The following is an 18,800-nucleotide window of genomic DNA, read 5'->3' as shown; positions in this document are numbered from 1 at the left end:
GGCGTATGTCGGGTGCGGGCATATCGGGGAAGAACACCCGGCCCGCTCGGGCCATTCCCCGGATCCGGGGTCAGCCGGTGAGCAGCTCCAGCTCGGCGGTGAGGTTGTAGCGCGCGGTCGGCTCCCACGTGCGCTGTCCGTACGGCGTCCGGAACAGCCGGGGCAGCTCCAGCAACTGGCGCAGGACCGCGGCACGGCCCGAACGGAAGGCGTCGGGCGGAACGAAGTGGTACTCCTCGCGGACGGCCGCGGTGTACGCGGCGTACGCGGACGGCGGCGCGGCGAGTATCGCCAGGTCGGCGTCGCACAGCACCTGTCCGTCGGGGTCGTCGTCGGCCGGGTCGTGGGTGACGGTGAGCCGGACCAGCCGGGCGACCTCGGCGGTCCGGTCCGCCGGGACACCGGCCTCCGGCAGGGCCCGTTCGGCCAGGCGGGCCGAGCGCTCCTCGTTCTCGGAGCGGTCGGGGAGGTAGACGGCGTCGTGGAACCAGGCCGCCAGGCGTACGACATCGGGGTCGTCGGCGTGGTCCACGAGGACGTCGACGTGGTCCAGGACGGCGGTGAGGTGCGTGAGCGTGTGGTAGTGGCGCTGCGGTTCCTGCCAGCGGGCCAGGAGGCGGTCGGCGTACGGCAGCGGGTCGGGGCCGCCGCCGGGGCCGCGGGCTCCTTCCAGGGCACGGGTCCAACGGATGCGGAGGGCGTCGAGGTCGGCCATGGGGCCATTCTCCCGCGCCGGTACGCGCGGGCCCGGGTCGGGACTTCGGACAGGCCCTAGCGTGGACCGCATGACTGGAATGACTGGCACGACCGGTACAGGTGAACCGCGGGACCCCGAACTGCCCGGCCGGCTGCTCGCCGTCGAGCGCGACGCCCTGGTGCCGCTGCTGCGGTCCCGGCCCGACACGGATTTCACGCGGGCGACCGCGGGGTGTCCGGGGTGGACCGTCCGGGACGTGCTCGCGCACTGCTCGGCCGCGCTGATCCGGGTGGTGGAGAACCGTTTCGAGGAGGGGGTGTTCTCCGCCGAGTCGAACCGACGGGACATCGCCGAACGGGCCGGGTGGACCCATGCGGAGGTCGTCGACGAACTGGAGCGCGGCATGACCGAGGCCGGGCCGGTGATCGCGGCGGCCGACGGCGTGCTGGACATGGTCGCGTTGGGGTGGGGGTCCCCCCACGCCCTTCAGGCAGTGGGGGAGGGTGCACTCCGGTGACGTACGTGACGCGCTCGGCGTGCCCGGGGCGTACGGCGGGCCGGGGACGCCCCACGCGCTCACCCTGCTGTCCCGGGTGACCCGGGAGCGGTCGCACCTGCCGGTCCACGCGGACCTCGACGACCTGGACGAGCCGCTGCGGCTCGGGGCGACCGGCGGGGTGCGCACCCCGGCCCGCTTCATCGGGGACAGCGCCACGCTGGTACGGCTGTACGCGGGCCGCCCGCTCGACGGGACGTCGTACGAACTGGCGGGGGCGGCGGCCGGGGAGCTGAACATCTTCGGGTGATCTTCTACACGGGGCGGTGCGGGGCCCGGACGGCCGGCTTGTGGGGGGTGTGGGCTTCGGTTGGCGGGCTTGCGGGGTGGCGCGGGCTTCGGTCGACGGCTCGTGGGGTGGTGCGGGCTCCAGCCGACTGGCTTGCCGGCTTGCGGGGAGGTGCGGGCTCCGCCGCCGGGCCCGGTGCGGCGGGCCGCGGTCGGCGGGGGTGATCTCGCGGGGCCGGGGCGGGCGGGCGTACCCTCAATTGGACTAGACCTGTCATCGCTCCAGGGAGCACCGTCGGAAAGGGGTCCTATGAGCACGCGTGCAGTCCTGGAGGTGATCGCCCTCGGGGTCGAGGACGCGGTCGCCGCCCAGGCCGGAGGCGCGGACCGCCTCGAACTGGTCACCGACATGGCGGCCGACGGGCTGACCCCGTCGGTGCCGACCTTCGTCGGGATCCGCGCCGCCGTCGACATCGACCTGCGCGTGATGCTGCGGCTCTCCGACGGGTTCGCGGCCGGTGGTCCGGAGGGCGTCGACCGGCTGGCCGGGGTGGCCCGGGAGCTGCGGGGGGCCGGGGCCGACCAGTTCGTGCTCGGGTTCCTGGACGCGGGCGGGGGCCCGGACCTGGCGGCGGTGGAGCGGATCGTCGCCGAACTGGACGGCTGCCGGTGGACCTTCCACCGTGCGATCGACCGGGCCGCCGACCGCGACGCCCTGCGCAAACAGCTCGCGGACCTGCCCGGCCTCGACGCCTACCTGACCGCCGGTTCGGCGGCCGGTGTGGACGACGGGCTCTCCACCCTGGTGGCGGAGGCCGGGCGCGACCGGGAACCGGGGTACGAGCCGACGGTCATGGTCGGCGGCGGCCTGCGCCTCGACCACGTCCCGACCCTCCGCTCCGCGGGCATCACCGCCTTCCACATCGGCGGCGCGGCCCGCCCGTCCGGCTGGTCGGGCCCGGTGTCGACCCGCTCGGTGACGGAATGGCGGAGAACGCTGGACGAACTCGACGGGACTGACGGGACTGACAGGACTGACAGGACTGACAGGACTGACGGGTTCTGAAGGACGCTGCGGGTCCTGAACGGACGCTGCGGGTGCGGGTGCGGGTGCGGGTGCGGGTGCCGGTGCCGGCGCGGGAGCGGTGCTCGGTGTGCTGCGGGTGCCCGCGCCGGTGTCCGTGCCCGGGGGCGGCCTGGGGCCGCTTCGTGCCTGGTCCGCGCCCGTGCCCGGTTTCGGGTCCGAGCCCGCTCCCGCACCGGCGTCCGCGCGGCAGGCCCCCGGCGTCAGGCCAGCTGGGGCGGCAGCGGTGCGGTGTGGGTGACGATCAGGCCCGACACGGCCCGGGTGAGGGCCACGTAGAGGCGGCGCAGGCCGGTGCGCTCGTCGGGTTCGCCGTCGACCACCGCCTGCGGCTCGTCGAGGACCACGTAGTCGTACTCCAGGCCCTTGGCCAGTGACGCCGGGACCAGGGTCAGCCGGGTCTGCCGGGTCGTCTCCTCGCCCGGTGCCAGGAAGGTGATCCCGGCCGCCGTGAGCGCCTCGGCCAGTGCCGGGACCCGGGCGTCGGCCGCGATCAGACCGGTCGAGCCCGCGTTGCGCAGCAACTCCTCGCAGGCCGCGACCACCTCACCGGTGCCCTGGGCCGCGCGCAGGTCGAAGAAGCCCGGGTTCTCCCGGACCGACGCGACCGGGGTGAGGCCGGGGGCGATGTGCGGGAGCAGCCGGGAGGCGTACGCGATGACGTCCGTGGGGACGCGGAAACCGGCGGTCAGCTCCTCCACCACGCCCTCCGCCTTGCCCAGGTGCGCGAGCGCCTCGTCCCAACTGCGGGTCGCCCACGGGGTGGTGCCCTGGGCGAGGTCGCCGAGGACGGTCGCGCTGCCGGTCGTGCAGCGGCGGCCCACCGCCCGGTACTGCATCGGCGACAGGTCCTGCGCCTCGTCCAGCACCACGTGCCCCAGCGAGTGCGTGCGCTGTACGAGGTCGGTGGCCTCGTCGATCAGTACGGCGTCCGCCGCCGACCACTTGGCGGACTTCACGCTGCGCACCGGCTTCGCCCACAGCAGGATCTTCTGCTCGTCCTCCGACAGCAGCCCGTCCGCGTGCTCCGCGAGGAAGTCCGCGTCGGTCAGCAGCCGCAGCACCAGCTTCGCCGGTTCGACCGGCGGCCAGATCGCCTTGACCGCCGCCTTCACCGCGCTGTTGCGGGCCACCGCGTCCTGCACCCGGTCGTCCGGTGCCTCGCCCGAGCGCTCCATCTGCACCAGCACGGCGTGCGCGATGCGCTGCGGCAGGGCCTCGCGGGCGGCCCCGTAGCGGATGTCGCGGGCCAGCAACTCGCGGACGATGTCCTGAAGTTCGTACGCCGCGACCCGCCAGCGGCGCGAGCCGCGCACCACCACGACCGGCTCGGCGGGCATGGTCACGTGCGCGTACAGCGCCCGCTTGAGCACCTGGGCCAGCCGGGCGTCGCCCTTGACCAGCGCGGCCGCCGCCTCGTCCGTGCCGTGTACCTCCACCTGCCCGACCAGGTCGTCGACGGTGGCCTGCCGCACCGCCAACTCGCCGAGCGCGGGCAGCACTTGCTCGATGTAGTGCAGGAAGGACCGGTTCGGCCCGATGACCAGGGTGCCGGTGCGGGCCAGCCGCTCGCGGTGCGCGTAGAGCAGGTAGGCGACGCGGTGCAGGCCGACGGCGGTCTTCCCGGTGCCGGGGCCGCCCTGGACGCAGACCGTGCCGCCCAGCCCGGACCGTACGATCTCGTCCTGCTCGGGCTGGATGGTGGCGACGATGTCCCGCATCGGGCCCACGCGCGGGCGCTCGATCTCCTGCTGGAGCAGCTTGCTGGTGCGCGCCACCTCCGCGGGGTCCGACAGATGCTCGTCCTCGTACGCCGTGAGGTCACCGCCGGTGTAGCCGAAGCGGCGGCGCAGCCCCACGTCCATCGGATCCTTCTTGGACGCCCGGTAGAACGGCTGCGAGACCGGCGCCCGCCAGTCGATGACCATCGGGTCGCCCTCGGCGTCGTGCACGTGCCGCCGCCCGATGTAGAACCGCTCGCCCACCGCGCCCTCGGCCTCCTGAGCGCCCGGAGCGTGCAGATAGTCGAGGCGGCCGAAGAACAGCGGGGTGTCGCTGAGGTCGGCCAGCGACTTGATGCGCTCGTCGATCTGCGCGGCGAGCACCTCGGCGTTGACCCAGTTCGCGGTGACGTCGCTGATGTCGAGGGACTCGACGTCCTCGCGCATGGCGCGCAGGGCCGCGCGGGACTCGGTGAGATGGGCGCTTTCCCTGGCGAGGGGGTCGCCGGCGGGATCAGCGGCGGGATCGGCGGCCGGACCACCGGTGGGGGTGCCGGCGGGGGTGTCGAGCGGGTCGTGGGCGGGCGTGGACAAGGCGGTGCCTCCGGTCGGCTGCTGCAAGGGCGGCTGCACGGACAGTGCGCGCTCGGCGCGGCTGCGTGACTGTGGACGCCGTCCGGTTTCCGGCCGGGCGGCAGCACTCCGGGAGGGAGGCGGGCAAGAGCGGGGATTCTAGTGCGCAGGTCCGGGCGGTGGCCAATGGATTTCCCGCGGCGTGTTCCGGCGTCCGCCCCGCCGTCCCCTAGGGGACACCTCCACCCTCCATAGGGGGAGCGGGTCCATCCCGAGAGCTACGCGGGGGCATCCGGAATTGGCTCCGCAGACCGATGCCGGTCTTGTGCCCGACGATCCACCATGGAGACATGAGCGCAGCAACCATTCACCCAGCATCAGCCGCCCCGGCCGGCGCCACAGCCGTCGCGGGCTACCACCATCACCGCCTGGGCAGTGCCCTGCGGGCCATCAAGGTGTTCGCCGAGGCGGCGTTCGGCGTCGTCATACTCGGTGAATACGGCGAGGAAGCGGGCGTTCGCCGTAAGTAACCCCTAGGTTCGCCTCCGTGGCACAACGGACGGCGACGCCTTACCTCCTCCTGACCCTGTCCCTCCTCTCGTTCGCCGCCCTCTGCGTCGTGCAACGGGCCCCGATGGCCGACGCGCTGGTCTACCGGGCCGAGGGCGAGGCCGTCCTGCACGGCGGCGACCTGTACGGTTTCACCGTCACCGAGTGGCGGCTCCCGGCGACGTATCCGCCCTTCGCGGCGGTCCTGTTCGTGCCGACGACCTGGATCCCCGTCCCGGCCATGAAGGCGGCCTTCCTCGCGGGCAACGCGCTCCTGCTCGCAGGTCTCGTCGCCCTCTCCGTCCGGCTCGCGGGCCGCACCGTCCGCCTGCCCCTGGTGTGCACGGCCACCGCGTTCGCCCTGTGGCTCGAACCGGTCTTCCAGACGGTCCTGTTCGGCCAGATCAACCTGGCACTCGCCTGCCTCGTCCTGTGGGACCTCACTCGCCCGCCGGGCGCCCGGGGCAGCGGGCTCGCCCTGGGCGTGGCGGCCGGGATCAAGCTGACCCCGGCGGTCTTCGTCGGCTATCTCCTGCTGACCGGCCGGCGGCGGGAGGCCGCGACGGCGACGGCCGCCTTCGCCGGGACCGTCGCCCTCGGGGCGGTCCTGCTCCCGGCGGCAAGCGTCGACTTCTGGACCGGGCGGATCTTCGAGACCGGCCGCGTCGGCAAGGGCTGGATCGTCGACAACCAGTCGCTGCTGGGCCTGGTCGCGCGGGCGATGGGCGATCCGGCGCCGGGCCCGGCGTGGGCGCTCCCGGCCGCCGCCGTGGCCGTCGCCGGGCTGTGGGCGGCGGCGCGGGCGCCGCGCGAACGGCACGGGATCCTGCTGGCGGCGGGCACCGCCCTGCTCGTCTCGCCGGTCAGCTGGTCCCACCACTGGATCTGGTGCGTGCCGCTGACCGCCGTGCTCCTCGCCGAGGGCCGTACCCGGCTCGCGCCGCTGACGGTGGCCGTGTTCACCGCCCGCACCATGTGGCTGCTGCCGCACGAGGGCGACCTGGACCTCCGGCTGCCCTGGTGGCAGCAGCCGTTGGCGGCGCCGTACCCGCTGCTGGCTCTGGTGCTGCTGGGCCTGGTGCTGCTGGGTCCGGTACTGCCGGGCGGGGCACTGGTGGGGCCGGTGGCCCGGCGGCTGCGGCTACAGCGCGAGGATCACCCGCATGCCGGTCTCGACCGCCTCCATGTCCCGGGGCGCGACGGCACCGAGATCGCGGACGAAGTACCGGGCGGCGAAGGTGGCGTAGGCGTCCACGACGGCCGTCCCGGGGACGGGGGCGGTCAGCTCGGTGGCCAGCAGGGAGGGCGGAGTTCCGCCGGGTTCGTGGACCTCCACGCAGGTGGCGATGGCCAGCCGCTCGTTGGCGAGGTCGTCGGAGACGACGAGAACCCGGCGGGTACGGCCGCCGTGCTCGATGTCGTAGACGTGGCCGCGCCTCACCGGGGTGCGCCGAAGAACGCGTCGGCGGACGCCCCGAGGTAGGCGTCGTCGTCCCCGCGGCGGGGCAGCGCGTCCAGCGCCTCCTCAAGCATCTGACGCCTTATGGCGGCGGCGACCTGCGCTGACGCGTTCGGGCGGGCCTTCAGATAGGCGGCCACCTCGTCCGGCAGCGAGAAGGTCATGTTCACCGTCATGCCGGGCATCATAGGGTCGGCATGACGCCCGGTACATGCCCCGGCCGTGTGACCTGTGCCCGGTGTGACTGGTGCCGGACCTGTGCCCGGCGTGACCTGTGCCCGACCTGAGACCGGTGCTCGGCGTGACCCGTGACCCGTGACCCGTGACCGGTGCTCGGCGTGATCCGTGGCCCGTGCCGACCCGTGACCGGTGCCCGGTCGTGATCCGTGCCCCGGGCCCGCCCCGCTCAGCTCTCCGCGAGGAGTTCGTCCGCGTCCATGATCCGGTAGGCGTACCCCTGTTCCGCCAGGAACCGCTGGCGGTGCGCGGCGAAGTCCTGGTCGATGGTGTCGCGGGCGACCACGGAGTAGAAGTGCGCCTGGTGGCCGTCGGCCTTGGGACGCAGCACCCGGCCGAGCCGCTGCGCCTCCTCCTGCCGGGAGCCGAAGGTGCCCGACACCTGGATGGCGACCGTCGCCTCCGGCAGGTCGATGGAGAAGTTCGCCACCTTGGACACGACGAGCACGCTGATCTCGCCCTCGCGGAACGCGTCGAACAGCTTCTCGCGCTGCGCGTTGGATGTCTCGCCCTTGATCACGGGCGCGTCCAGGTGCTCGCCCAGCTCGTCGAGCTGGTCGATGTACTGGCCGATGACGAGGATCTGCTGCCCGGCGAACCGGCGCACCAGCGCCTCCGTGACCTTCCGCTTGGTGTCGGTGGTGGCGCAGAAGCGGTACTTCTCCTCCGTCTCCGCGGTCGCGTACGCGAGCCGTTCGGTGTCGGTCAGGTTCACCCGGACCTCGACGCAGTCGGCGGGCGCGATGTAGCCCTGCGCCTCGATCTCCTTCCACGGCGCGTCGAACCGCTTGGGCCCGATCAGCGAGAACACGTCCGACTCGCGGCCGTCCTCGCGCACCAGCGTCGCGGTCAGCCCGAGCCGCCGGCGGGCCTGGAGGTCGGCGGTGAACTTGAACACCGGGGCCGGCAGCAGATGCACCTCGTCGTAGACGATGAGGCCCCAGTCCCGGGAGTCGAACAGCTCCAGATGGGGGTAGATCCCCTTCCGTTTCGTGGTCAGCACCTGGTACGTGGCGATGGTGACCGGCCGGATCTCCTTCCGCGTACCGCTGTACTCCCCGATCTCGTCCTCGGTCAGCGTGGTCCGCTTCACCAGCTCATGCTTCCACTGCCGGGCCGAGACGGTGTTGGTGACCAGGATCAGGGTGGTGGACTTGGCCTGCGCCATCGAACCGGCGCCGACCAGCGTCTTGCCCGCGCCGCAGGGCAGCACCACGACCCCGCTGCCGCCGTGCCAGAAGTTCTCCACGGCCTGCTTCTGGTACGCGCGCAGCGCCCAGCCGTCCTCGCGCAGCTCGATCGGGTGCGCCTCGCCGTCCACGTACCCGGCGAGGTCCTCGGCCGGCCAGCCCAGCTTCAGCAGCGTCTGCTTGATCTGGCCGCGCTCGGAGGGGTGCACGGCGACGGTGTCCGGGTCGATCCGGGCCCCGACCAGCGGCGCGATCCGCTTGGACCGCAGCACCTCCTCCAGGACCGGCCGGTCGGTGCTGGTCAGCACGAGACCGTGCGCCGGGTGCTTGCTCAGGGTCAGCCGCCCGTACCGGTCCATGGTCTCGGCGATGTCCACGAGCAGCGCGTGCGGCACCGGGTAGCGGCTGTACTGCACGAGCGCGTCGACGACCTGCTCCGCGTCGTGCCCGGCGGCCCGCGCGTTCCACAGTCCCAGCGGGGTCACCCGGTAGGTGTGGATGTGCTCCGGCGCCCGCTCCAGTTCGGCGAACGGCGCGATGGCGCGGCGGCAGGCGTCGGCCTGCTCGTGGTCGACTTCCAGCAGCAGGGTTTTGTCGGATTGGACGATCAGCGGACCATTCACGCGCGGCACCCTTTCTTACGGCCTCATTCTCGGCCAAACGTCAAGTGTGCCCTAGTCGCAGGTGATCGTGGAGGCCCGCCGGTCAGCCGTCCGCCAGCTCCGCGACGCCGGTCACCCGGTGCAGCGGATAGGTGCGCACCTCGTCCGCCGTGTGGTCGTACGCCGTCACGAAGCCGCCCTCGACCCGGATGGGCGCGATGACCCGCTGGCTGGCGGCGCCCTCGGCGTTCACGTACCCGATCCACAGGGCCCCGCCGGTCAGCACGGCGGCCTGCATGGTGGCCAGGGTCTCGGCCGAACTGGTACGCGGCAGGTCGCCGCCCGCCGCGGGGCTGCCCGCGGGCTTGCGCGGAGCCGTCGCGGCCAGGTCGCCCGCCCGGATCGCGCGGATCGCCGCGGACAGCAGGGTCGGATCGGGGGTGGGCGGGCCGTCCGGGACCGGCTCGGGGGCGGTCCGGGGCGGGGTGCGGTGCGCTTGTGCGCGGGCGATCAGCACATCGCCCTCGGCGGACTCGGCGGCGGGGGCGTAGCCCAGCGCGCGCAGGCCCTCCAGGAGCGTCGCCGGGTCGGCCTGCGCCGCCAGCACGGTCGGGGCCAGGCGGCGCAGGCGCAGCGCGGCCGACCGCTTGTCGGCGAGGATCTCGTTCAGCAGGGCGTCGTCGTCGCAGCGGACGTACGCGGACGCCGCGCCCACCCGCAGCCGGCCGTGCTTGCGCGCCACGTCGTCGATCAGGTACGTCAGCGGCTGCGGGACCGGGGTACGGGAGTGCGCGGCGAGGAAGGCGTGCAGGTCGGCGGCGGCCCGCCCGGCGTCCAGGGCACGGCGCACGGAGCCGGGCGTGAAGCGGTACACCGTCGCGCCGCCCTTCGACTCGACGTCCGCGAGCACGCCCAGCGTCGCGGCCAGCGGCCGTTCCAGCGGTCCCGGCGCCACCGCGGTCAGGTCCGCCTGGAGCAGGACGTGGTCCAGCGGCTGCGGCAGCAGCGGGGCGAGCAGCCCGGCGGCCACGGCGCGGGCCGCCGACTGCTCGGCCGGGGAGAGGGTCTCACGGGGTGCGGGCGGGCGCCGCCGGTGGTGGGCGGGCAGCTTGTCCCCGGGCCCGGCGCCCGGATCGCCGGCGGCTGTGCGGCTGCCGTTCACGGCGGGCGCGGGAGGGGGCGCGGGCGCCGGCGGGGGAGCGTCGGGAGCGGCGGGCGCGGGCGTGCCGAGCAGCGCGCGGCCGTGGGACGACAGGGCGCCACGGCCCGTGATGCCCAGCAGCTCCGCCTCCGTCAGCGTCCAGCGCGCGATCCGGGAGCGCAGATCGTCGGCACCGCCCTGCGGCCGGGCGCCGTCGCGCGCCGGAGCCGCCACCGTGCCGCGCAGCGGACGCTCCCACCGCAGCCGCGCCGGTACCGCGTCGGGCGCCGGGGCGGCGCCCTCCGGCAGCCCGGCCAGCAGACCCAGCACCCGGTGCCGCACCTCGGGCGTCGCGGAGCGGTCCAGGCCCGGCCCCAGCGCCGACAACGTACGGTCCTTCGCGTCCCGCCCGCCGACCAGCCCCGGCGTCCGGGTCGCCGTCAGCCACGCCTGCGCGAGCCGCACCCAGCGCTCGGCCGGGGGCCGCTCCAGCCACTCGTCGTAGGCCGGGGTCGCCGCGTACCGTTCGTCGGCCTCGCCGTCGGAGGCCAGCAGGCCCGCGGCGTAGGCCAGTTCGACCCAGTGGGCGGCGACCGGTTCGGACACGTCGAGGGCGACGGCCGTCCGCTTCAGGTCCCGGACGCTGAGCCCGCCGGCCCGCAGCACCGCCGGGCCGCCCTCGTCCCAGTACGTCAGCAGCTCCTCCACGGTCGCCAGCGCGGTGTACGCCTGCCCGGCCGCCGTCGCGTCCACGATCCGCGCGGGATGCGTCGCGGCCGGTTCCACGGGCGGCGGTACCGCCTCGGGCGTGCGGTGGGCCCGGCCCGCCCGCAGATGCAGGGCGACCTCGCGGGGCAGGACGACCGTGCCGGGCGCCGTCGGCAGCAGCAGACCCCGGTCCAGCAGCCAGCGCAGATGACTGCCCGGCTCGGCGGTGACCTGCCCGTACGGCGGCCCCCAGACGAGCCGGGCCAGCACCTCGCGGGAGCCCTCCGGAGCCTCGGCGAGCAGGGCGGCCAGCCGCCCGCGGTCGGTGAACAGGCCGGCCAGCGCGGTCACGGCGGAGACCGAGTCATGGGTCGAGGGCAGGCCCGCGGCCGTCACGATCTCCTGGATCCGGCCCGGCGACATGCCCGCCGTGGCCTCCTGCACGGTCGGCCCGAGACCGGTCGGCGACGGATGCTGCGCCGACGGGGCGAGCACCTCGCGGGCCGTACGCACCAGGCGCAGCCGGTCGTCGTCGCCCCACACCAGGGCCTGCTCGCGCAATACGGCGAGGGCGCCGGGCAGGACGGCGGCGACGGCCCGGTCACCGGCGTCGCCCGCCAGCAGGCCCAGCAGTTCGCCGTAGGCCGCCGGGTCCGGCGCCACGGCCAGGGCCTGCGCCGTCTGGAGGGTGAAGAGGTCCAGGCGTTCCAGGGCGCGCAGGACCGAGGCCCGGGTGCCCGCCCGGGTGGCGAGCTGGGTGAGGTCGGTGGGCACGGGGGTGATGAGGTCGGGGCGGCCGCGCAGCAGCGCGGCCAGTGAGGCGTCGTCGCGCACGCGGAGCGCTTCCGCGAGCGAACGGGGCGCCGGGCGGTCCTCGGTGCTCATCTGACTTACGGTACCGGCGTCGCCCCCGGTCGCGGCCGTACGGTGCGGGTCGGCGTGCGCCGCGACCCGGCCGCCGTCCCGGGCGGCGCGGGACTCGCGGTAACGTCAACCGTCGGGGTTCTTTACGGCCAACCCCCGGAGGGGCTTAGTGGGGATCGAGAGCGACCAGGTCGTCTTCGAGTATCTGAGCCGGGTCGGCGACGTGGCGCAGCAGCAGCAGTTGCCGTCCGCCACCCGGATGCGGCTGGTCTCGGGGCTGCGCAACGAGATCGACCAGCACCGGGCCAAGGTCTCCGTGGACAGTCCCGCCGCCGTCCGCCGCATCCTCGACCGGCTGGGCACGCCGGACGAGGTCGTCGCGGCGGCGGGCGGGGACGCCGGGGTGCCGCAGCCGCCACCCGCGGCCGTGCCCGTGCAGCCCGCGCCGCGCGACCCCGAGCCGAAGGGGCTGCTCGGCCGCGACAAGGGCGCCCGGGAGAGAAAGCCGAGGGAGCGAGCGCCCAAGGAGAGGGGCAGGGGGCTGCGCCGGGTCGTGCCCCGGCCGCGGTCGGCCGAGCCGGAGGCGCCGGACCGCCCCGACCTCCCGTCCCCGCCGCACTTCCCCCAGACGGGCGGCTTCGGCGACGGCGCGCTCCGGCCCGACTGGTGGAGGGTGGGCGACAGCCCGTTCGGGCCCGGTGACGACGTGCCCGGGTTCGTCGGGGGCGTGGAGATCCCCGAACTGCTCAAGCCGCCGCCGCAGGAAGAGGAACCGGAGGCCGAGGAGACGGCCGAAGGCAGGGCGGCAGGGAAGTCGGCAGGGAAGTCGGTAGGGAAAACGGCCGGGAAGGCCGACGGGAAGTCCGACGGGAAGTCCGAGAAGGAGGCCCGCGGGAAGGTCGGGCAGCGGCGGAATTCCGGAGAAGCGGAGGCCGAGCCCGCGGCCGGGGCGGCCGGTTCGTCCGCCCGCCGTCGGCTGTCCCTGCCCGGTCCCGCCGCGGGCTGGACCAACCCGCTGCTCCTGCTCGCCGCGGCGGCCCTCGTCGCCGGGGCGGTGCTCGGCAACTGGTTCGCGCTGATCCTCGGCTGGATCATTGCCTACGGCTCCCGCCGGCTCACTCCGGCGGAGAGCAAATGGGCCGTCATGGTGGTGCCCGGTCTGGCGCTGGCGGGCGGGCTGGTCTGGCTGTGGGGCAGGAACGAGGGCCGTTGGGGGGCGCCCATCGCGCAGGGCCACATGAGCGATGCCCTGGGCGAGACGTGGCCGTGGGTCGTGCGGGCGGCGGCTTTGGGGTCGGCGTTGTATGTGGTTTGGCGTTCCCAACGGGGGCGCTGAGCGCTGGGCTTGGGCGGTGGGGTTTTTTGGGGTTTGGGGTGTTATTCGGGTGCGGGTGTGTTGGGGCTGGTTGCGCAGTTCCCCGCGCCCCTTTGGGGGTGTTGGGGTTTGCGGGGTGGAGTGGTGGGGTGGGACGGGGGCTGCGGGGGGTTTGGGGGTGTTTGTTGGGTGCGGGTGCGTCGTGGTTGGTTGCGCAGTTCCCCGCGCCCCTTTGGGGCGTTGGGGCTCACGGGGTGGGGTAGTGACGTGGGACGGGGGGCCGTGGGGGTTGTGGTGTTTGTCGGGTGCGGGTGTGGTGGGGCTGGTCGCGCAGTTCCTCGCGCCCCTGGCGCGGTTGGCGCCCTGGGGCTCCCGCGGCCCTGGCGCTCCTATGGGGGTGGGGGTCGGCACAATGGCCCATATGACTTCTCGTGTGCTCACCGTCGGATTCGACCTCGACATGACCCTGATCGACTCCCGGCCCGGCATCCACGCCTGCTACACGGCGCTGGCGGAGCGGACGGGGACCTATATCGACGCCGATCTGGCCGTCACCCGACTGGGTCCGCCGCTCGCCGATGAGCTGATCAACTGGTTTCCGGCCGAACAGATCGCCCCGATGTCCGACCTGTACCGCGAGATGTACCCGGCGATCGCCATCACCGCGACCCCCGCGATGCCCGGTGCCCGCGCGGCGGTCGAGGCGGTGCGTGCGGCGGGCGGCCGGGCGATCGTGGTCACCGCGAAGTACGAGCCCAACGCCAAGCTGCACCTGAGCCACCTCGGCATCGAGCCCGACGCGGTCGTCGGCGACCTGTGGGCCGAGCGCAAGGCGGAGGCGCTGCGCGAGCACGGGGCGAGCGTCTACGTGGGCGATCACGTCGGCGACGTACGCGGCGCGCGCACCGCCGGCGCGGTCTCCGTGGCGGTGGCCACCGGCCCGTGCGGTGCGGACGAACTGCACACCGCGGGCGCGGACGTCGTCCTCGACGACCTGTCCGCGTTCCCGCGCTGGCTGGCCGGTTACCGCGCGGCGCCCCGCGCCTGACGCCGCCCCGCGGCGACCGACCGCAGGACGCCCGCGCCGGCCACCAGGAATCCGACGCCCATGAGCATGCACAAGCCGTACATGTACGCCGGAAAAGGCTTCGCGCCCAGGAACAGCGGGGCCACGGTGACGAGGGTGGCCACGGCGCCGAGGAAGAAGACCACGGTACCGGCGCGGATCAGTCCGTCTCCGGGCGCGGCGGAATTCGTTTGGGTTTTGTCACGCACCGGACCAGGGTAGTTCCCGGCGCGCCGCCCCGGACCGAGCCGACCCGGACTGGGCAGTGCTGCCTGGCCACGAACAGGCCCGGATGCTCCTCCTGATCACCGAATCCAGGGTGAATTCCGCCACAGGGCCGGGGCGTTCGACGAAGGCCCCGGTGGGCGGCGGCTGGTCGCAGGCGGCGATGAGTCCGCATTGGCGGGCGGGGGCGCACCGTGAAGTACCCGGCCTGGAGGCGACGGGTTCATTCGGTGTTCTGCTGCCGACGAACTGGCCAAGGCCCTTGGCGCGGACAGCGGAATCTCCCAGAGCGAAGCCGCCCTCGTCCGCAACCGGCTCAAACGCCTCCAGTACCGGCCCGACACCCTTGACGGATTCATAGCAGGCACCGGCCTGACTCTCGAAAATCGAGCGTTACCCCGACGAGCCGAAGTCAGTGATTCACGCGGGATCACCAAGGGGTCGGTCTTACGGGAGCAGCGACGCACGCCCAGCACGATCACAGCTTTCGACGGTCAACGCCGGCCTGGTGTCCCGGGGCTTCCGCCCTGCGTGCTCCCCCGGGCATTCCGTGCGGCCTGCAGGGCGGCAATCCGCGGCGACCGGCGAGGAGACACCCGCCCTTCCTGCCCCAGCGCAGCGACCCGGGCCACATCAGCATTCGCAGCTTGCGCAACCGGATAGGCAGGCGGCCGGACGGCGGCCGGATCCTGCGCAGGCTCCTCAATATACGGCGGTGGGGTCCCGCCGGGAGCAAACGCCGGGGGCAAATTGATGCGCGGCGGCTCGCCGTTACCCGCCTCAAGGTACCGTATAATCGGCCTCCTGGCGTCCCGGTAATTTTGGTAGTAATACCCCACTTCGTCCATCGCGACAGCGACATCTACATGCGGGAGCAGTGACACTATCTCATCATGATATTTCTGGATGACGTACATATCGTTGCGGTGGATTTCCTCTACTTCTTCTCTCGTGTAGTCGCCTCTTTGCATTTTCAATTCCAGCTCGAATGCGTCGCTCCGCCTCCACTCCAGAATGCGAGGATCGATCTGCAATTCGGGTTCGGGTGTGGGCATGGCGTCTCCTGTTCTCGGTTGTGCGACGGAGTTCTCCTCCCGTCGCATTCGACCGTTTCACGACTGTGAACGGTCATTCGATTCCACCGCGTGCTGGTTCCGCATCGGCGTCGGCGGCCTTCACATACGGAGTGTCACTAGCTGGCAAGTTGAACCACGTCCTCCACAACGTGCCCGTGTGCGTACCAGTTCAAGGCGGCGACGAATCTACGATCCTGTAGTCCTCCCACACCCCTGGACGAGGCGACGCTGGTGGTGCACGGTTCCCGGTGGGCTGACCGTGGTCCAGGCCCAGTCCGGTGTCGGGAAGCTGGCCGTCCGGATGGACGAGTGGCGCCGCCGCATCGACGGCGTGGTGACGCCGGGTGGTGATCGCCCAGCACCGCTGGGCCCCGCGCGGCTCCGGGTGGACCGTCCGCGACGACGGCCACGTCAGCCCGCTGGAGCGGGCGGTGCCGGCGTCGTTCTCCGGCCGGGCCCCGTGCAGAACAAGGTCCGCAAGCCAGGGATGTTCTGGCCATCGCTGAGGATCCGCACTCCCGTGGAATCGCGCTCCGTATCCTCCCGGGAACTTTCTCCGGTACCTACTCGCCTACCGGTGAGGGGAAGTTCCTCTTCATGGTGATGGCTGCTTTCGCTGAGCTTGAGCGAGACATGATCGTAGAGCACACCCGTGCCGGATTGGATGCGGCCAAGGCTCAAGGGCGTACTAGTCGACGTCCTACCGTCATCACTTAGGATCTGCTCACCGTGGCCAAGGCTCGTAAGGCCAAGAGGGAGAGCGTCAGTGCCATTGCCAAGGCCCTTGGAGTCTCCCGCGCCGCGCTCCCCCCACCACTTCGGGCCCCTGGCGGCACAGGCAGGGGCTCTCTCCCGTTTTAAGGCGTGTTCGGCTGGAGAGACCCCCGGTAGGCTGTCATGACGGCAGTTCAAGGGCGTCCGGCCAGTCCGGCGACGGATCGAGGGAGTGTGTGCTTTGCCGACTGGCAAGGTCAAGTGGTTCAACAGCGAGAAGGGCTTCGGCTTTCTCTCCCGTGACGACGGCGGTGACGTCTTCGTCCATTCCTCGGTTCTCCCCGCCGGAGTCGATTCGCTCAAGCCGGGACAGCGCGTGGAGTTCGGCGTGGTCGCCGGTCAACGCGGCGACCAGGCCCTCTCGGTGGTCATCCTCGATCCGACGCCGTCGGTCGCGGCGGCGCAGCGCAAGAAGCCGGACGAATTGGCCTCCATCGTGCAGGACCTGACGACCCTCCTTGAGAACATCACGCCGATGCTGGAGAAGGGCCGTTACCCCGACAAGGCCGCCGGTAAGCAGATCGCCGGACTGCTGCGCGCGGTCGCCGATCAACTGGACGTATAGCGGCGGCCCCGGGGGAAATCCGGGCGCGTCGGGGAAACCGGGCGCGTCAGGGGAAAGCGAGTGCGGTCGGGCCGAGGGGCGGGACGAGCCCTTCGGCCGCCGCGCGGGTGAGCAGGCCCCGGATCGCCGCGTATCCGTCCTCGCCGAGGCCGGACGTGAACTCGTTGACGTACAGCCCGATGTGCTGGTCGGCGACGGCCGGGTCCATCTCCTGGGCGTGCTCCATGACGTACGGCCGGGAGACCTCCGGGTCATCCCAGGCGGTGTGCACGGAGGTGTGGATCGACTCGGCGAGCAGCCGCAGCGTGTCCGCGCCCAGCGACCGCTTGGCGACGATGGCGCCCAGCGGGATCGGCAGGCCGGTGGTGGCCTCCCAGTGCTCGCCCATGTCCGCGAGCTTGTGCAGGCCGTAGGTGTGGTAGGTGAACCGTGCCTCGTGGATGACGAGTCCGGCGTCGACCTTCCCGTCCCGCACGGCCGGCATGATCTCGTGGAACGGCATCACGACGATCTCGCCGACGCCGCCCGGCAGGGTGTCCGCGGCCCACAGCCGGAACAGCAGGTACGCGGTCGACTTCTCGCTCGGCACGGCCACCGTGCGGCCGGTGAGGTCCGCGTCGGCCTCGCGGGTGAGGACGAGGGGCCCGCAGCCCCGGCCCAGCGCGCCGCCGGAGGGCAGCAGCGCGTAGTCGCCGAGGATGTACGGCAGCACCGCGTACGACACCTTCAGCACGTCGAACTCGCCGCGTTCGGCCATGCCGTTGGTGATGTCGATGTCGGCGAAGGTGACGTCGAGGGCGGGTGCGCCGGGGACGCGGCCGTGGGCGAGGGCGTCGAAGACGAAGGTGTCGTTCGGGCAGGGGGAGTAGGCGATCTGCAGCGGTCGGCTCTCAGGGCTCATGTGGGTTCCAACTCTCCAGTGCGGGCGCGAGCTTCCCGAAGCCCTCGGTGAGGGCGGCGAGGGCGTCGCCGATGCGCCAGGCGGCGCGGTCGCGCGGACCGACCTGGTTGGACACCGCGCGTACTTCGAGGACGGGCACCCGGTGCGCGGCGGCGGCCTCGGCGACCCCGAAGCCCTCCATGCCCTCGGCCAGCGCCCGGGGGTGACGGGCGCGCAGCGCGTCGGCGCGGGCGGCGCTGCCGGTCACGGTCGAGACGGTGAGCACGGCCCCGGCGGGCGCTTCGAGCGCGGCGGTCACGGCCCGTACGAGTGATTCCGGTGGACGGTGGCTGACGGTTCCGAAGCCGAGTTCGGTGACCGGGAGGAAGCCGTCGGCGGTCTCGGCGCCCAGGTCCGCCGTGGTGATCTCGTCGGCGACGACGAGCGATCCGACGGGTGCCGCGGGCCCGAAGCCGCCCGCGATACCGGCGCACACGACCAGGGTGTACGGGGTGCCGTCCAGGGTCGCGGCGGTGAGGGCGGCGGCGGTGGAGGCGGCGGCGCGGCCGGGGCCGACACCGGCGACGAGCAGGTCGTACGGGTGGGGGCCGGTGAGCCGCTGGAGCGTGGCGCCCGGCAGGTGCACGTCGCGGGCGGTGCCGTGCAGCGCCCTGGCCACCGCGTCCCGTTCGGCGGGGACCGCGGTGGCCACCAGGCAGCGCATCCCGGACGTGGTCAGGAGGCCTTCTTCAGCTTGAAGTTCCACAGCCCGGTGACGTCCTTGTCGCCCTCCTTGATCGACACCAGGGTCGAGTTGCCCTGCGCGCCGTACTGAGCGTTGAAGAAGACACTGCCGGGGACGGTGCGGTACGTCTTCGCGCTGGCGTCGGTGAGCGGCTGGCCGTTCATCAGGATCGTCCACTTGTTGTCCGCGATCTTCGGGTCGACGCCGAAGCGGACGGTGTCGTCCGGGTCCACGGTGATGGACTTGATGTCCTTGGCCTGGAGGCACTTGGTGAGGGTGTTCTGGTCCAGAGCCTTACCGTCGTTGTAGCAGGTGGCTTCGGAGTTGACCGAGTTGGTGCCGACGGTGATCGTGGCGATCGGGGTCGGCTTCTCACACGCCGTGAGGACGAGCAGTCCGGCGCAGACGGCGCCGGCGGCGGCGACGGCGCGGCGGCGTCGCGGAGCGGATTGCATGGTCATGGCCGAAGGCTATCGGGCGTCCTCGGCCGACTTTCCACGTGGGGTGCGGCGTGCCCGGTTCGTTACGCCCACTTCGTTACGCCA

At 72.8% G+C, this 18,800-nt stretch carries 17 protein-coding genes and 3 pseudogenes; 9 read left to right on the top strand and 11 right to left on the bottom strand.

The features are described 5' to 3' along the window. Positions 1-70: 70 nt before the first annotated feature. Positions 71-715, bottom strand: coding sequence for a hypothetical protein (locus tag ACFY2B_RS12610; protein WP_390763124.1), 645 nt, complete (start codon positions 713-715; stop codon positions 71-73). 79 nt (positions 716-794) lie between these two features. Between ACFY2B_RS12610 and ACFY2B_RS12605 the strand changes: the two are divergent. After that, positions 795-1,503: pseudogene (locus tag ACFY2B_RS12605) on the top strand (maleylpyruvate isomerase family mycothiol-dependent enzyme). A 288-nt stretch (positions 1,504-1,791) separates the two neighbouring features. After that, positions 1,792-2,547, top strand: a complete 756-nt coding sequence (locus tag ACFY2B_RS12600) for a copper homeostasis protein CutC (RefSeq protein WP_390763123.1) — start codon at positions 1,792-1,794, stop codon at positions 2,545-2,547. 221 nt (positions 2,548-2,768) lie between these two features. Here the strand turns inward: ACFY2B_RS12600 and ACFY2B_RS12595 are convergent, their stop codons facing one another. Then, entirely contained in the window at positions 2,769-4,880 is a 2,112-nt protein-coding gene (locus ACFY2B_RS12595; protein ID WP_390763122.1) for a HelD family protein, read from the bottom strand. A gap of 329 nt (positions 4,881-5,209) precedes the next feature. Here ACFY2B_RS12595 and ACFY2B_RS12590 point away from each other — a divergent pair, with 329 nt between their 5' ends. Together ACFY2B_RS12590 and ACFY2B_RS12585 are read left to right on the top strand one after the other, a co-directional pair. Next, positions 5,210-5,389 carry a hypothetical protein gene (locus ACFY2B_RS12590; RefSeq protein WP_390763121.1) on the top strand — a complete coding sequence of 60 codons (180 nt, stop codon included), beginning with the start codon at positions 5,210-5,212 and terminating at the stop codon, positions 5,387-5,389. Between the two features lie 104 nt (positions 5,390-5,493). Next, positions 5,494-6,655 (top strand): annotated as a pseudogene (locus tag ACFY2B_RS12585) (glycosyltransferase 87 family protein). Here the strand turns inward: ACFY2B_RS12585 and ACFY2B_RS12580 are convergent. From ACFY2B_RS12580 to ACFY2B_RS12565, 4 genes are all read right to left on the bottom strand, one after another. After that, complete coding sequence (locus ACFY2B_RS12580; protein WP_390763120.1) at positions 6,550-6,849, bottom strand: hypothetical protein; 300 nt, start codon at positions 6,847-6,849, stop codon at positions 6,550-6,552. The pseudogene ACFY2B_RS12585 and the gene ACFY2B_RS12580 overlap by 106 nt on opposite strands. Then, the gene (locus tag ACFY2B_RS12575; protein ID WP_390763119.1) at positions 6,846-7,043 is read right to left on the bottom strand and encodes a hypothetical protein; all 198 of its coding nucleotides are present in this window, start codon (positions 7,041-7,043) and stop codon (positions 6,846-6,848) included. The genes ACFY2B_RS12580 and ACFY2B_RS12575 overlap by 4 nt, the downstream gene beginning before the upstream one ends. 230 nt (positions 7,044-7,273) lie before the next feature. Then, positions 7,274-8,917 (bottom strand): DNA repair helicase XPB, encoded by a 1,644-nt coding sequence (locus ACFY2B_RS12570; protein ID WP_390763118.1) that lies wholly within the window; start codon positions 8,915-8,917, stop codon positions 7,274-7,276. An 82-nt stretch (positions 8,918-8,999) separates the two neighbouring features. Beyond that, positions 9,000-11,630 (bottom strand): helicase-associated domain-containing protein, encoded by a 2,631-nt coding sequence (locus ACFY2B_RS12565; RefSeq protein ID WP_390763117.1) that lies wholly within the window; start codon positions 11,628-11,630, stop codon positions 9,000-9,002. A 148-nt stretch (positions 11,631-11,778) separates the two neighbouring features. Between ACFY2B_RS12565 and ACFY2B_RS12560 the strand changes: the two genes are divergently transcribed. Together ACFY2B_RS12560 and ACFY2B_RS12555 are read left to right on the top strand one after the other, a co-directional pair. After that, positions 11,779-12,945 carry a hypothetical protein gene (locus ACFY2B_RS12560; RefSeq protein ID WP_390763116.1) on the top strand — a complete coding sequence of 389 codons (1,167 nt, stop codon included), beginning with the start codon at positions 11,779-11,781 and terminating at the stop codon, positions 12,943-12,945. Between the two features lie 391 nt (positions 12,946-13,336). Next, positions 13,337-13,972: an HAD family hydrolase gene (locus tag ACFY2B_RS12555; RefSeq protein ID WP_390763115.1), complete on the top strand. Its 636-nt coding sequence runs from the start codon at positions 13,337-13,339 to the stop codon at positions 13,970-13,972. On the opposite strand, the gene ACFY2B_RS12550 is transcribed toward ACFY2B_RS12555, so the two are convergent. Next, the gene (locus ACFY2B_RS12550) at positions 13,948-14,199 is read right to left on the bottom strand and encodes a hypothetical protein (RefSeq protein WP_390763114.1); all 252 of its coding nucleotides are present in this window, start codon (positions 14,197-14,199) and stop codon (positions 13,948-13,950) included. The two genes, ACFY2B_RS12555 and ACFY2B_RS12550, sit on opposite strands and share 25 nt — an antisense overlap. 316 nt (positions 14,200-14,515) lie before the next feature. Between ACFY2B_RS12550 and ACFY2B_RS12545 the strand changes: the two are divergent. Then, a pseudogene (locus tag ACFY2B_RS12545) lies at positions 14,516-14,614 on the top strand (IS630 family transposase); the annotation flags it as partial. 95 nt (positions 14,615-14,709) lie between these two features. Here the strand turns inward: ACFY2B_RS12545 and ACFY2B_RS12540 are convergent. Continuing rightward, positions 14,710-15,270 carry a hypothetical protein gene (locus ACFY2B_RS12540; RefSeq protein ID WP_390763113.1) on the bottom strand — a complete coding sequence of 187 codons (561 nt, stop codon included), beginning with the start codon at positions 15,268-15,270 and terminating at the stop codon, positions 14,710-14,712. A 513-nt stretch (positions 15,271-15,783) separates the two neighbouring features. Between ACFY2B_RS12540 and ACFY2B_RS12535 the strand changes: the two genes are divergently transcribed. Together ACFY2B_RS12535 and ACFY2B_RS12530 are read left to right on the top strand one after the other, a co-directional pair. After that, positions 15,784-16,008 carry a recombinase family protein gene (locus tag ACFY2B_RS12535; protein WP_390763284.1) on the top strand — a complete coding sequence of 75 codons (225 nt, stop codon included), beginning with the start codon at positions 15,784-15,786 and terminating at the stop codon, positions 16,006-16,008. A 238-nt stretch (positions 16,009-16,246) separates the two neighbouring features. Continuing rightward, positions 16,247-16,630 carry a cold-shock protein gene (locus ACFY2B_RS12530; protein ID WP_376532580.1) on the top strand — a complete coding sequence of 128 codons (384 nt, stop codon included), beginning with the start codon at positions 16,247-16,249 and terminating at the stop codon, positions 16,628-16,630. A gap of 46 nt (positions 16,631-16,676) precedes the next feature. Here ACFY2B_RS12530 and ACFY2B_RS12525 read toward each other — a convergent pair whose 3' ends face one another. The 3 genes from ACFY2B_RS12525 to ACFY2B_RS12515 are packed head-to-tail and all read right to left on the bottom strand — an operon-like array spanning position 16,677 to position 18,716. Beyond that, positions 16,677-17,531: a 1,4-dihydroxy-6-naphthoate synthase gene (locus tag ACFY2B_RS12525; RefSeq protein WP_390763112.1), complete on the bottom strand. Its 855-nt coding sequence runs from the start codon at positions 17,529-17,531 to the stop codon at positions 16,677-16,679. Beyond that, on the bottom strand, positions 17,521-18,234 hold the full coding sequence (locus ACFY2B_RS12520) for a futalosine hydrolase (RefSeq protein ID WP_390763283.1): 714 nt from the start codon (positions 18,232-18,234) through the stop codon (positions 17,521-17,523). Before ACFY2B_RS12520 ends, ACFY2B_RS12525 begins: the two co-directional genes overlap by 11 nt. 11 nt (positions 18,235-18,245) lie before the next feature. After that, a complete protein-coding gene (locus ACFY2B_RS12515; protein ID WP_390763111.1) occupies positions 18,246-18,716 on the bottom strand; it encodes a DUF2771 domain-containing protein in 471 nt (156 codons plus the stop codon). Positions 18,717-18,800 lie beyond the last annotated feature (84 nt).

The organism is Streptomyces sp. NPDC001270 (assembly GCF_042896695.1).
Classification (GTDB): domain Bacteria; phylum Actinomycetota; class Actinomycetes; order Streptomycetales; family Streptomycetaceae; genus Streptomyces.
The sequence above is the reverse complement of the archived record's forward strand: the minus strand, read 5'-3'. Positions and strand labels throughout refer to the sequence as shown.